The organism is Peptoniphilus sp. oral taxon 836 str. F0141, from assembly GCF_000179335.1.
Lineage (GTDB): Bacteria > Bacillota > Clostridia > Tissierellales > Peptoniphilaceae > Peptoniphilus_A > Peptoniphilus_A lacrimalis.
The window spans coordinates 1-13,925 of sequence record NZ_AEAA01000096.1 but is presented as its reverse complement, the minus strand read 5'-3'; the positions used below and the strand labels follow the sequence as shown (position 1 = coordinate 13,925).

At 27.9% G+C, this 13,925-nt stretch carries 16 protein-coding genes; 4 read left to right on the top strand and 12 right to left on the bottom strand.

Going from position 1 to position 13,925, the window contains the following annotated elements; all coding sequences use genetic code 11:
• Positions 1-6 precede the first annotated feature (6 nt).
• Genes HMPREF9131_RS04585 through HMPREF9131_RS04570 form a run of 4 tightly spaced genes read right to left on the bottom strand, consistent with a single transcriptional unit; the run spans position 7 to position 2,810 of the window.
• Complete coding sequence (locus HMPREF9131_RS04585; protein ID WP_004824239.1) at positions 7-333, bottom strand: cyclic-di-AMP receptor; 327 nt, start codon at positions 331-333, stop codon at positions 7-9.
• The gene (gene tmk, locus HMPREF9131_RS04580; protein WP_009345679.1) at positions 330-938 is read right to left on the bottom strand and encodes a dTMP kinase; all 609 of its coding nucleotides are present in this window, start codon (positions 936-938) and stop codon (positions 330-332) included. The genes HMPREF9131_RS04585 and tmk overlap by 4 nt, the downstream gene beginning before the upstream one ends.
• A complete protein-coding gene (locus tag HMPREF9131_RS04575) occupies positions 916-2,289 on the bottom strand; it encodes an aminotransferase class I/II-fold pyridoxal phosphate-dependent enzyme (protein WP_009345666.1) in 1,374 nt (457 codons plus the stop codon). The genes tmk and HMPREF9131_RS04575 overlap by 23 nt, the downstream gene beginning before the upstream one ends.
• Entirely contained in the window at positions 2,286-2,810 is a 525-nt protein-coding gene (locus tag HMPREF9131_RS04570; RefSeq protein WP_009345671.1) for a cysteine hydrolase family protein, read from the bottom strand. Before HMPREF9131_RS04570 ends, HMPREF9131_RS04575 begins: the two co-directional genes overlap by 4 nt.
• Positions 2,811-2,959: 149 nt before the next feature.
• Here HMPREF9131_RS04570 and HMPREF9131_RS04565 point away from each other — a divergent pair, with 149 nt between their 5' ends.
• Together HMPREF9131_RS04565 and HMPREF9131_RS04560 are read left to right on the top strand one after the other, a co-directional pair.
• Entirely contained in the window at positions 2,960-3,454 is a 495-nt protein-coding gene (locus tag HMPREF9131_RS04565; protein WP_009345674.1) for an HD domain-containing protein, read from the top strand.
• Positions 3,451-4,158, top strand: coding sequence for a putative ABC transporter permease (locus tag HMPREF9131_RS04560; RefSeq protein WP_009345668.1), 708 nt, complete (start codon positions 3,451-3,453; stop codon positions 4,156-4,158). The genes HMPREF9131_RS04565 and HMPREF9131_RS04560 overlap by 4 nt, the downstream gene beginning before the upstream one ends.
• 113 nt (positions 4,159-4,271) lie before the next feature.
• Here the strand turns inward: HMPREF9131_RS04560 and HMPREF9131_RS04555 are convergent, their stop codons facing one another.
• On the bottom strand, positions 4,272-4,664 hold the full coding sequence (locus HMPREF9131_RS04555; protein ID WP_009345677.1) for a pyridoxamine 5'-phosphate oxidase family protein: 393 nt from the start codon (positions 4,662-4,664) through the stop codon (positions 4,272-4,274).
• 157 nt (positions 4,665-4,821) lie between these two features.
• Here HMPREF9131_RS04555 and HMPREF9131_RS04550 point away from each other — a divergent pair, with 157 nt between their 5' ends.
• Complete coding sequence (locus tag HMPREF9131_RS04550; protein WP_009345658.1) at positions 4,822-5,892, top strand: histidinol-phosphate transaminase; 1,071 nt, start codon at positions 4,822-4,824, stop codon at positions 5,890-5,892.
• Complete coding sequence (locus tag HMPREF9131_RS04545) at positions 5,889-7,235, top strand: TraB/GumN family protein (RefSeq protein WP_009345682.1); 1,347 nt, start codon at positions 5,889-5,891, stop codon at positions 7,233-7,235. Before HMPREF9131_RS04550 ends, HMPREF9131_RS04545 begins: the two co-directional genes overlap by 4 nt.
• Positions 7,236-7,272: 37 nt before the next feature.
• On the opposite strand, the gene HMPREF9131_RS04540 is transcribed toward HMPREF9131_RS04545, so the two are convergent.
• The 7 genes from HMPREF9131_RS04540 to HMPREF9131_RS04510 form a co-directional block, all read right to left on the bottom strand.
• Complete coding sequence (locus HMPREF9131_RS04540) at positions 7,273-7,830, bottom strand: stalk domain-containing protein (protein WP_255348610.1); 558 nt, start codon at positions 7,828-7,830, stop codon at positions 7,273-7,275.
• Positions 7,831-8,096: 266 nt separating this feature from the next.
• Positions 8,097-8,846, bottom strand: coding sequence for a 5'/3'-nucleotidase SurE (surE, locus tag HMPREF9131_RS04535; protein WP_009345685.1), 750 nt, complete (start codon positions 8,844-8,846; stop codon positions 8,097-8,099).
• An 8-nt stretch (positions 8,847-8,854) separates the two neighbouring features.
• Positions 8,855-9,640: an MBL fold metallo-hydrolase gene (locus HMPREF9131_RS04530; RefSeq protein ID WP_009345665.1), complete on the bottom strand. Its 786-nt coding sequence runs from the start codon at positions 9,638-9,640 to the stop codon at positions 8,855-8,857.
• Between the two features lie 48 nt (positions 9,641-9,688).
• A complete protein-coding gene (locus tag HMPREF9131_RS04525) occupies positions 9,689-10,537 on the bottom strand; it encodes a hypothetical protein (protein ID WP_009345676.1) in 849 nt (282 codons plus the stop codon).
• 4 nt (positions 10,538-10,541) lie between these two features.
• On the bottom strand, positions 10,542-11,882 hold the full coding sequence (locus HMPREF9131_RS04520) for a hypothetical protein (RefSeq protein WP_009345678.1): 1,341 nt from the start codon (positions 11,880-11,882) through the stop codon (positions 10,542-10,544).
• A complete protein-coding gene (locus tag HMPREF9131_RS04515) occupies positions 11,869-13,686 on the bottom strand; it encodes an ATP-binding protein (RefSeq protein ID WP_009345670.1) in 1,818 nt (605 codons plus the stop codon). Before HMPREF9131_RS04515 ends, HMPREF9131_RS04520 begins: the two co-directional genes overlap by 14 nt.
• Positions 13,686-13,925 (bottom strand): helix-turn-helix domain-containing protein (locus HMPREF9131_RS04510; RefSeq protein WP_009345663.1); only part of this gene is annotated, 240 nt, incomplete at its 5' end. The genes HMPREF9131_RS04515 and HMPREF9131_RS04510, both read right to left, overlap by 1 nt.

Below are 13,925 nucleotides of genomic sequence, written 5' to 3'. Positions count from 1 at the left end.
TATCACCTAAAATCTCTTATAATCTACTACATTCATAACAAAAATTGTAGCTCCACCCACTTTAACTTCAACAGGTACAGGAATCATTGCTTGTCCTGGAATATTAATAGGTGCTATTGTTTTATTTACTATACGGGTTTTTGAATTTTCTTCCATAATTTTCATAAATTTAGGATACACATCTTCCTCAACACCTGACAAAAGAGTAGTATTTCCAGCCTTTAAAAAACCACCTGTTGAAGAAATTTTAGTTACTCTAAAACCCTCTTCATTTAATCTCTGAATTAAATTTTCACTATCAACATCTTGAACAATTGAAATAATCAGTTTCATTTCAAACCTCCTACATTGTCAAGTACCTCTAGGGTATCTGAAAAAACTTTATCTATGCTTTGCCATGCGTCTATAAAATAATAGTTATCTTTTTTTTGCAAATTTTTGTAAAAATCACGGACTTTGTTATGAAAATCATCTCCTGCCCTCTCTAGTCTGTCGGCATTTTCTAATTTTCTTGCTAAAGTTTCTTCCTTATTTAAAAATATAAAAACTATATCTGGCTCAAGACCCATAGTTGCATATTCATTTATTGCTTTTATATGGTCTAAATTTTGATTTCTTCCAATACCTTGATAGGCAAGAGAAGATAAGACAAATCTTTCACACAAAACTACCTTCCCACTTTTTAAGGCAGGTTTAATTTTTTCTTCTACGTGTTGAGCTCGACTAGCTGCATAAAGTAGGGCTTCACACCTATAATCCATTTCCCTATATGAGTTATTTAAAATAATATCTCTTATAGCTTCAGAAATTCTAGTGCCACCAGGCTCTCTGGTTTTTATAACTTCTATATTTCTTTTTAATAATTCTTCATAAATGAGATTTGCTATGGTGGACTTTCCTACACCATCAGCACCCTCAAAAGTTACAAATAGACTCATCAACTACCTCTATTTTTCCTTGATTAATCCCTACAACTTCAATACCTTCATCTAAATTATTTAATATTATATCAATAATTTCTTTTGTAATCCTCTCACCATAACTTATAATAGGAATTCCCGGTGGATAAAAAGCTACATTATTTGCTGAAATCATTCCACAGGAATCTTTTAAATTTTTATAAATTGACGGACTGTCAAAAGCTTTTCTAGGAGAGATTATTCTTTTACTTGTAGGAAATTTAAGCTTAGCGATTTTTTTATACTCTCCATTTCTAAGAGATAAAATAACATCTATAAATTTTCTCAATTCACAAATTTCTGTCAAGGGAGAAAATATAGCTAAAGCATAATATAAATCCCCCATCTCTAACCTAATATTATATTCTAAATGGAATTTTTTTACAATTTCAATACCGCTCAAAATAGGCAGTCTGAAAAGAAATTTCATAGTATCATATGAAGCTATAGTAGAATCATTAATATTATAACTCATAATGCCCGTATCTTTACTTATTTTGTCTAATTCTTTTCGTAAAATTTCTAATTTTTTATAACCCTCTTTAACCATATAGTCTATTCCTTCTTCTTGGGATATTAGAAACAAATATGATGGTGAAGTTGTGGTATAAATATTTATAACTTTTTTCAGTTTATCAACATCAACCCTATCGTTATTTACATGCAATAAAGCTGTTTGAGTTAAGGATGGTATAGTTTTGTGAGTGGAGTTAATAACTATATCTGCCCCTGAAAAATTAGCACAAAATTCTTTCATATGAGAAAAATATAAATGACTTCCATGGGCTTCATCAATAATTACATAAACATTGTGTGAGTGACAAAGTCTTACAATTTCTTTTAACTTTAATATGCCACCATAATAATTGGGGCTTACAAAAATTGCAAGTTGAATTGAATTTTCTTCTAAAATATTTTTTAAATTTTCGAGTTCGATTCCTAAAAATATGGCATTTTCCTCATCATATTTTGTATTTATATAAATGGGATTTAGATCGTTAATTATTATGGAATTCATAACAGACTTGTGAGTATTTCTCTGCACAAGAATATTATCTTTTCTTTTAGCAAGGGTTGATATTGCAATATTTATAGCTCCTGATGAACCGTTTGGAATATAAAATGAGTATTTAGATGAGAAAATTTCACTTACTTCTTCTTGGGACTTTTTTATTGCTCCTTGAGGGTTTAAAAGATTATCCGTATCAAGAAATTCCGTCAAGTCCCTTTTAATGTCAAGGTCAAAATATTTTTTACCCTTGTGAGCCGGCATACCAAAAGCATAGTCATCTTTATATTTGTCAACGGATTCTTCTATATATTTTCTCATATGGCATAAACTTGGCAAGAATCTAATACATCAAGTGCTGCTTTGTGTTTTTCTTTATTAAGACCCGCACACAAATCTTTATAAATTAAAAGTTCAATTTCGGGAAGAAAAGCCTTAATTAATAAAGCATTAGAAACTACACATATATCAGTACAAACACCTGTAAAATAAATCTTTCCTATATCTTCTCTTTTATCTAAGTCAACTAAATATTTAACAAGATCCTTAGAACCAAAAGTATTTTTCTCAAAAAATTTCCCGTGATTGAAATTTTTACAAGCCTTAAATTCATCAATAATTTCATGACCCCAAGTATTTTTAATACAATGTTTTATCGGCAAATTTCTGCCTTCTTGACTTTGTAAATAATTTTTATCATGAGTATCAAGTGTATAAATAACTTGACCTTCAAAATTTTCTATCTTTTCTTTTAATTTATCAACAATTTCTAATGCCTCTTTAGTATTTAAAGTTTCCTTAACAAAATCATTTTGCATATCAATTACAAGTAAAATATCCATAAAAAACTCCTTTTTTATAATTATACTATATAGTTAAATTTTATTCTTAATTAAAAAAATTAAAAATATTTAAAAATTTAACAATTTCTTAATAAAAATTTTAAGATTATTGTGTACAATATAAAGAGTGAAAATTATTAGAGGGAAGAATGAAAAATATTACTTACAATTCTAAAGAAAAACTGATAAAAGAAATAAAATTTTTAGAAGAAAATACCCGTTTTAAAAATAACAAGAATTTTATACAGCATGGGACTACAAGTATATATGACCATGTTATTAAAGTTGCCTGGCAGGCAATTTATATTAGTGAAAAATATAAATTAAGGGTGGATTTAGATTCACTTATAAGGGGAGCTTTACTTCACGATTATTTTTTGTATGATTGGCATAAGCCACATAAATATAGACATATTCATGGCTTTACTCATCCTTATACTGCCTATAAGAATGCAACAAGTGAACTAAAGCTTAATAAAATTGAAAAGGATATAATAATTAAGCATATGTTTCCATTAACAGTAATTCCACCAAGGTATTTAGAATCCTGGGTGGTTAGTTTAGCAGATAAAATTGTAACTGTTAGAGAAACTTTAAATCCTAAAGAAAATAATTATTATCTATTGGAGGCTGATATAAGTTGACTTTTATAAAAATATATATTTGTTTTTTTATATATTCTATAATAGGTTGGATTTGGGAATCATTTTTATGCTCATCAGTGGAATTAAAAAAATTAGTAAATAGAGGATTTTTTCTCGGCCCTTACTGTCCTATATATGGACTTGGTGCCACTCTATCATATTTACTCTTAAGAGATATAGGCTCTGCCACACTTATATTTATTTTGGCTTCAATAGTTTCTTGTACTATTGAATATATTGTTGGCTATATTTTAGAAAAAATGTTCAAAGATAGATGGTGGAATTACGACAATTATCCCTTCCAACTTCATGGAAGAGTGTGCCTTTATGGCTTAGTGATTTTTGGCTTGGCAAACGTAGTAATAGTAAAATTTTCTACACCTTTTTTGATGTTTTCCCTATCAGTAATTAAGGATTCAATCTTAATTGGTCTTGCTATTTCCATAAGCCTTGTATCCTTTGTTGATTTGATAATTACAATATCAGCAAGAAAAAAACTCAACAAAAGGCTCTCAAATATTCATGAAAGATTGGAAGAAAAGGCAGATATTTATTTTGAAAATATGACTAACAGCTCTGCTTTTTCTAATGAATATTTATTAGAAAGAGGAAAGATTCTAAGAAATAAGGCTATGAATATTAATGAAAAATTAAAGACAACTGAAGACAATATAAAATCTTATAGAGATGAATATTTTTCTTAATGAAGATTTTAATTAAAATATAAAACTGACCTTAAAGTTAAATTAAAAACTTAAGGTCAGTTTTTTAAATCATATTTAATTTTTAATTTTCTTTATTTTTAAAACTCTAAAGATTAATCTTCTTTGTAAAGTTTTCCAGCTATTGGACCTGAATCAAGAGTATAAATTTTTTCAATTTCTATAATAACACAAGCTTTTTTAGGAGCTACTCCCACTTTTTCTTTAGCAAGATTCATATGTTCCTCATCTGTATAGCTTGTAGCTTTTCCCACAAAACGATAGCCGTGATTATTTTCTCTATCAGCAAAGGCTACTGCAATTTTCCCATTTTCTTTTATGTTATTAAAATGCTTTCCGCCTGTATTTTCACAAAAGATTAAATGATTTTCATCTAAATATCTCATTGTACGTTTTGGTCCAATGTTAGGATTTGAATCTCCATCAACTGTAGCAACATAAGCTAATTCTTTTGCTATTATTTTTTTCATATCTTCATTTATTTTCATAATACACTCCTTAAAAAAATAATCTTTTTATAAATATACTTCTTAATGATATTATATATCACTATTATTATACCACTTTTTTTCTCAATTAATTTAATTATTTCTATATCTATTAATTTTCTTTTCTTATTGTTAAAATATATGAGGGGGTGATATTTTGCAAAATTTTCACGGGGCTAATTTATTTGAAATTGCCCAAAAAAATCATGTTGATATAAATGAAATTATGGATTTTTCTTCCAACATAAATCCTTTAAGCCCCAGTCCAAGGGCTTTAAAATTTTTAAAGGAAAATCTGGATTTAATAAGGACTTATCCTGACCCGTCCTACAATAATTTGAAAAATTCTATATCATCTTATGTCCATTGTCATAAGGACCATATAATATTAGGCTTAGGAGCTACGGAACTTTTAATTAACTTTATAAATATAATAGATCCAAAAAAATCTCTTATCTTATCACCTTCATATAGTGAGTATGAAAATAATCTCAGAAATATCGGAAGTCAAATTTATTATTATCAGCTTAATTTCGATGATAATTTTAAAATATCATGTGATTATATAATTGATTTTATAAATAAAAATAACATTGAACTTTTTGTGTTTTCTAATCCCAATAACCCTACTGGTTCTATTCTCACTAATACTGAGATTAAAAAAATATTAAATCACACTAAAGCTTATATAATTGTTGATGAAACTTATATTGAATTTACTGACATGGATATTTATTCCTGTACAAACTTAATTTCTTCTTTTGATAGGTTAATAGTAACAAGAGGAACTTCAAAATTTTTTGGTATTCCAGGACTTAGGCTTGGTTATTCATTAAATTCTAATGTTGAAATAATTGAAAAATTCAAGAAAAACCAAGTGCTTTGGCAAATAAATATTTGTGCAGATATAATGGGTCAAGAAATGTTTAAGGATAAGGAATATATTGAAAGGGTCTTTAAATATGTTACAGACCAAAGGCTAAAATTAACTGATGAAATAAAAAAAATCAATAATTTGATGCCTGTAGAATCTAAGGGCAACTTTATTTTGGTAAAAGTTTTGAAAGGAACTAATAAAATTATTGTTGAGAAATTAAAAAAAGACCTTATATTTGTAAGAGATTGCTCAAATTTTAAGGGACTTGATGATACATATTTCAGATTTTGTATCTTAGATACCAAGTCCAATGAAATTTTTATTAAAAAACTAAAGGATATTAAATTATGAAAAAACTTTTGAGATATTTTATAATTTTTAGTGTTCTATTTTCCTTTATATTTGTAAATGCAGGAGTTAATAATTCTTATCTTAATGATAATCTACCTATAAAATCAGAAAATCATTACACTAAAAAAGCTAAAATAAAAAATAATATAAAATTAAGCTACTGGGCTCTTTATGATATTAATGACAGCCAATTTTACGGCATATTTCCTTTTGAAAGAAATAAGGAAAATATGGATTTTACAAAAAATTTGACCCTTGATGATGCTAAATACTTATATAAAAATACAAAAGACAAGTTAAATTCTCTTAATATAAATACAAACGATAAAGAATTTAACTTCAAAAATCTAAATAGGAATGAAGTTATCTCTTCAATTTTATTCCTTGTCAATAAAGACGAAAGCTTCAGTCAAAAATTTTTCTATGGTTTACAAGATAAAGATTATTTAAATAAAAAAATCTCACTTCAAGAAAGTATCTGCCTATATACAAGGGCTTGTAAAGAAATCATAGGTGAAGAAAATAAAGAATCTCAAGGATATTTTTATAAAGTTGAGAAAGGAAATAATAAAATATATCTTTTAGGCTCAATTCACTTAGGCATAAAGGAAATGTATCCCATTAGGTCTGAAATCATAAAGGCTTTAAATGAAAGTAAAGAAATCTATTTTGAAATTGATCCCACAGATCCTGAACTTTCAAAAATTTATAAGACAAATATGTACTATGACTCTAAGGGTAATTTGGAAAATGATCTGGGTCAAACATACAATAGACTTCTACCTCTTCTTTTACAAAGAGGCATACCTAAAGAAAGAATAAATAAAATAAGACCTTGGGCTATATATAATATGCTTTCTTTAGATGAAAAAAATATTTATGGGTCAAGCTACGGTATAGAAAATTATTTTTCTAACCTTGCCCTTATAAATAACATTCCCATTAAAGAATTGGAAAGTGCAAAATTTCAAGCAAAGCTCTTAAAAAATTTTGACACTGATATGTACGCATCAATGATTGAAGATTTAATTTCTGAAATCGAAATTAACGGATACAAAAATATTAATCAAAGTCTTTATCTTACACAAAAGGATTGGATAGATGGAAATACAAAAAACCTTAAGGCTCTAACTGAAGATGACGGTTACTCACAAGCCCAAGTTTCCTTTGACAAGGCACTTTTAGATAAAAGAGATATTGACATGGCAAAAAAAATTGATAAGCTTTTGAAGGAGGAAAACAACAAGACTATATTCGTTGTTGTAGGTGCCGCCCATTTAGTCCCCCAAACTTCTGCAAGAGGTATCTTGGAAGATATGGGTTACAAAGTTATTAAATTATAAAAAATTCACCCCTAAATTATTTTAGGAGTGATTTTTTTTATTTCATAGAAGAACTACATCCGCATTCTTTGTTGTTATTTTCGCTCTTAGAATTATTTTCTTTTGCTTCTTTATTTTCCATTGATTTTTGACATTTTTTGCAGTGAGGACATTCTTTTTCACCCTTATCGTGTAATTTACATTGGCAAGTACATCCATTTTCTTTATCTCCACTGCAAGTGCAAGTTTTTTCTCCACAACAACAGCATTTCTTTTCTTCTGTTTTTAATTCAACTATTTTCTTTTCATTATTAAAATCAATTTTTACTCCTACAAGTTCAGCTAAATCTCTTATAGGCAGATAATTATTATCCATAATATTTGCAGTTTGAACTTTAACTTCTTTGTTGTCTAATAAAACTATTTGTTCAGAAAAAATTGCCTTAGCGCTTGCTTCTTTATTTTCTTTTAAATCTTTGTCTGTTTTGTTGTAAGTTTTTCCGCTTTCAATAACTACGGCTTTTTTTTGCTTATCAAAAGAAATATCAAACTTTTTATTAGTTTTAGATAAAATAGCAGCAAAATCACGCAATTTTACATAATTTTTTCCTTGGATAATATATGCTGGTATTTGAACTTCTTCACCATCTAATTGAATCTTTTGTGGTGTTTATTGTGCAACTTGTTTTTCTGTTCCAGCAAAAATTGTGCAAGGAATAAGTACAGTAAAAATTAAAAGAAATGATAATATTTTTTTCATAGTTTCCTCCTAAAATTTCAAATATTTTTAATAAGATATTATAAAGCCATATTTAATAATATTCAATAGTTTTTGAAAATAATTATCATTTGTTTTTTTGTAAATAAAAAAGAAATTTAGAATTAATCTAAAATTTCTTTTAAATGGTCTATGGATGTTTTGTTGGTTGTATCATAATATAAGGGACTAACTGTTGCATAGCCCTGATTCAAATAATATATATCCGATTCTTTATCTCTTTCAAGTTCTTCTGAAAATCCTTTGAGCTTTAAATTATACTTATTTCCTTCTGAACTTATATCATAAATACTCATGACATCTCTTCCTACTTTTGCAACTTTTATTCCTTTTATTTCATCATAATTTAAAAAAGGCACGTTTAGATTATAAACCTGTAAGATATTTTCATCTTTAATCTTATCAAAAAGTTCCATGGCAATTTTTGCTGCCGACTGATAATTTACTTGACCTTTTACATAGGATGCTGATACAGCAACTGATTTTATATTAAATAAATTAGCTTCTATGGCAGAAGAAACTGTTCCTGAATAAAGAACATTGGTTGCTGCATTATAACCAGAATTTATTCCAGAAAAACAATAATCAAATCTTTTGTCGCACAGATGAACTGCTGCTCTAACACAATCTGCTGGCGTTCCAAAAACCGAAAAAGCTTTTACCCCCTTAAGAGAATCGAGTTCTATATTTTGTACAACTAGAGGAGTTTTAAAAGTTATGGCATGGCTTTTGCCTGAATTTTCCACGTTGGGAGCTGCAATTGTAACTTGATGGCCCTTATCTATTAAGGTCTTGGCTAGAGTCCTTATTCCCTCTGCCATGATTCCATCATCATTTGTGACTAATATGTTCATAAAACCTCCTATAAGTCATAGACTTTTCCTGCCTCGTATCTTGGTGCTACATCTAAGGTGTAGTCCACATCTCTAATAATATATTTGGAATTTAAATATTGTTCATTTGTTTTAGCTGCAATTTCCGGATTATTATTTTCATTAGAAAGATGGCCTAGAACAACAATTTCTTGATTTTTAGATAAAAGTTTTTCTAAAACTTCTGCACAATTTTCATTGGAAAGATGCCCCTTTGTAGACATTATTCTTTTCTTGCTAGCCCATGTGTATCTTCCGTTTATCAACATATCTACATCGTGATTTGATTCCAAATAATATAGAGATGAGCCTTTCATACTTTCAAAAGCATTTGAATTTACCCAACCTGTATCTGTTAAAAGAGATATCTTTTTGTTACCCATGATTACAAATCCGCAACCTTTTTGACAATCATGAAAGGTATCAAAAGCTTTTATTTTTAAATCTTTAAAATTAAAAGCCCTGTTGTTTTCAAAAATATAAATATTTTCAGAATTTATTTTTTTTACCACAGGTGTCATCGCTTGGGCAGTTTCTATGTTAGAAAAAACTTTTATATTGTATCTTCTAGACAAAACTCCCACTGAAGTTACATGGTCCCTGTGTTCGTGAGTTACAAGAATGGCATCAATAGTAGATGGATCTATGCCACGAGATTTAAGATTATTTTCAATTTTCTTGCCTGAAAGTCCGGCATCTATTAAAATTCTTGTATTTTTATACTCAACAAATTGACAATTTCCGCTTGAGCCGCTGGCAATTGATATATATCTCATAACTACCTCCACTGATAAATTCTATCATATTAGGAAATTATTGTTAAGCTAGAAAGTATCAATTACTATATTATCTCCATCTGAAAATTCTATTTTCCATGCAGGAATGGCTCTACCTTGCAAGGCTTTTGTTATATCTTCAATATATCCTTGGTCTTCTGGATTAAAATAATAACATGGGACTATTCTTTTTACAATTTTCCCATAAGATTCTTCCTTATCAATAAGAGCAAGTAAAGCCCTTGGTGCTGATGATAGTCTAAACTTTGCTTTTGATTTTTTTAAAACATTTAGCCACAATCTATCCATACTTACAACGCCTCTATTATCTATTACAAAATTTGTGTAAGAGGATTCCAAAGAGTTTTTCTCAAATATTTTGGAATAATTGAGATAGTACTTACCCTCATCAAAATAAGAATATGAAAGTTCCATGTCATCAATATTGTAGTTATTATTAAGCATAAAAATTTCACATATTTTTTGGGCCTTTTTTAAGGAATCAACATCATAAATTTTTACTTTTGCGGAATTTTCATAAAAAATTCTCCTGTAATTAAATAAATTTATATGCTCGTTGTTGTAATTAATCTCAATTCTGTCAGTAGAAGGATGGGTAATTATTCCTAAACTGTCAAAAAATCTTCTGTTTAAAGATTGTTCATCGTAAGACTCAAATTCAACTAAAAGTGAAGAGAGTCTGGGGTGTTTTTTTGGAATTTTACAATCAATTTCTATTTCAAAATTTGCAAGTATATCCTTAGTGTTTGCTATAGAATATTTTGACAACGATAAATCTCTGGTATTAGAATAAGATACCAAAAGAATTATTGATAGTATAAGGTTTGTTATTATAAGAGCTATTATTAAAATTGTTTTTGATTTTTTCCAATCCATAATATCACCTTATTAATATTAATTTACCAAGACTAATATCAAAATAATATTTCTTGCCATTAATTAAAAGTTCGTAGGCAAGTTTTAGCTTAGATGAATCTGTTGTGCTTTCATTTATATAGACTATAGAAAGATTATTTAATAAATTTAAGATATCTTCAGTTTTTTCTTGAGGAAAAATTTTCAGATTTCGATCAATTATAGTTTTTATATCTAAAACTTTTACCCTCAATTCATTATAAGATGGGTCATCAGCTCTTTTAAAATAGTATTCTCTATAAAATTTAACATGATTTGAAAATACATCCATCTCAATGAAAGAATTATCCTTGGAATTTAAAACTAGATTCTTGCCTGATTCTCTCAAGTTAAAGAAAAACTTATAACCTAAAGAGCCCTTATATTCTATTGGATTTGTGCTGTCTAAATAAACATTAGATGTCATGCCGGAATTTCTTGATAAAAATTCAAGGGCTGTTATTATTGATGTATATAAGTTCCTATCAGTAACATTAAATTCTTCCTCATTGGAGTATTCCACAATTCCATTCTTATTAAAGGATATATATTTATTTTCATAAATGTATGAAGTTTTTTCGCTCTGTTTAATTTCCTTTATATAATCAAGATCTGTTTGTAAATATCTTACCGCTAAATTATTTCTTATATAATCTGTCAAGGCATCTGTTGCTATATTATAATAAATTTTTTGAGTTTTTATGAAATCAGAATCAGGAATTAAGGTATCCTTATAAATTCCATACCTTTCAAAAAAGTTTATATATCTTGTTCCTAAATTTTTTGCATTATCAATGAGTCTATTCATTTTTAAATTTGTTTTTAAGCCCAATAATTTATAAAAATTATTGGATGCGCAAAGATAAACATCATTATCATCTGATATATATATAGAATTAATTGATAAATTAATGTTACTATCCTTTTTATTTTCCCCAATAAGATTAATTAATATTGATGCAGAAATGGGGGATGAAAATTTAAAAACTAAAGATTTTTTGTTCTGTAAGTTTAGATAGGTTTTTTCATCTATCATTATAAGATTTTCAGAACTTGCATTTTCAAGAATTTCCGAGATGTCAGATGAATATAATTTCCAATAATCCTTGAAATTTCTTAAAACATAATGTTCTCTATATCCTAAATTTACAACAAGCATTGAAGGCATAAATACATCCATAGATGCATCCTCAGATTTAAAGACTAAATCTTCCACCTTATTGGGCATAGAAAAACTAATCCATAAAAATCCCGCTTGAATAAGTAATAAAATTATTAATAGCAAAAGAACCAAGTTTATAAAAAAATCTCTCTTATTTAAATTCATAATAATCACCAGCTGGGAAGAACAATTCCACATCAGTTCCCACATTTAAAGTTGAGGATATTTTTATGCTTCCTCCTAGGGATTTAATCATCTCATTTGCAATAGATAGACCTAATCCAGTACCTCCCATTTCACGAGATCTTCCCTTTTCGACCCTATAAAATCTTTCAAAAATCATCGGCAAATCTTCTTTGGGTATTCCTATACCATTATCTTTTACTGAAATTTTTACAAAATTATTTTTACCATTTTTATAATTTTCGGCAGCAATTAAAATCTTACCGCCTTCTTTTGTGTATTTTAAAGCGTTAGAAATTATATTAATTAAAATTTGACTGGCACCATGCCTATCTGAATATATGGTTCTTATTTTTATTGGAACGTCTATAGAAATATTATGAGATTTTTGTGAAATTAATAAACTTTGACTTTCCACAGCTTCTTCAATAAATTCATAACAATCAAAAGTTTCTTTATTTAAGTGTTCTTTTTTGTAATCAATATTAGAAAGAACAAGAAGATCTGAAACTAATCTTGCCATCCTTGCATTTTCTCTTTCTATTACCTTTAAAAAATGATTTATATCTTCTCCAGCAACTCCATTTAATAAAGTTTCTGTGTATGAGCCTATAGTTGTAATTGGTGTCTTTAATTCATGGCTAACATTAGCTACAAATTCTTTTCTCAAAATGTCTAATCTGTGCTCCTTATTTATATCTGATAAAACTATGATTAGCCCTTCATTTTCCTTTAAATCTGACTTATAGGGAGCATATTTTAACTTATAAAAATGATTTTTTATTTCTGCAAGCACTTCTCCCTGTAAACTTTTTTCAATATCGTAATTGATATCTTTTAAACCAATTTTCTTAAGATTAATTTGAGTATTAATCCTGCTATCATCAAGAGATAAAAGGTTTTTAGCTATACTATTAGCATGAATAAGTTTATTTGTCCTGTCAACAGCTATAACTCCTTCAGCCATATAATTAAATATGGTGTTAAGTTTTGACCTTTCCAAATCATTTTTTGCAATAGTATTTTTTAATTCATCGGTCAAATAATTAAACATATTACCAAGTTGACCAATTTCATCATTACTTTTTACATCAACTCTTTGATCAAAATTTCCCTTAGCCATTTCACGAGCTTTTCTTGTAACATCTCTTATTGGTGTTGTTATAGAATTTGCAATAAAATAACCAAGAATTGAAGTGATCAATAGGGAAATAACAGTAGCATAAGAAATAATAATTTTTGCTTCGCCAATTAATTCATAAATAGAATTTAAATTTTCTGTCATATAAACTATAGCTATAACATTTCCCTCATTAGATAAAATTGGGCTTGCAATATGTTTACTGTAAAGATTTTGCGATTTATTTAAAACGATTCTTTCTTCCTCTCTACCTTTAGAGGCATCTGTTAGAAGAGAAGATTCCAAAAATGCTAAAGAATATGCACTTTTCCCCCTTAAATTCTCATCAGAATTTAGTGATGTAGAAATTACTTTAGGATTGTCACCACTAGATAAGATATAAACATTTTGACTAGAAGTTAAGCCCCAATTTTTTAAATTCTTATCAAGAAAAATATAATTATCTTCACCACCCTTAATGGTGGCAGAAACAGCCGTAGAAATTGATGATATTGTTTTTTTCATATTCTCTTCGACTTTTTCTCTTTGTATAACTTCAAGCCTTTGTATGATAAAAGAACCTACAATAGACATACAGATAAGTACAAGAACAAAATATATTAATACAAATCTGAATTTAATACTTTGAAAAGTATTTTTGAGCATTATTTAACCTCTCCGTCAAAATAATATCCTACTCCTCTTTTTGTAAGAATATACTTATAATCTTTAGAGGTATCTTCAACTTTTTCACGCAAACGTCTAATTGTTACATCAACAGTTCTTATATCTCCATAATATTCATACTCCCAAACTTTTTCTAAAAGTTCTTCACGAGAAAAAACTACACCTGGATTAGAGGATAAAAATTTTAAAAGTTCAAATTCTCTCAAAGTCAAGTCAAT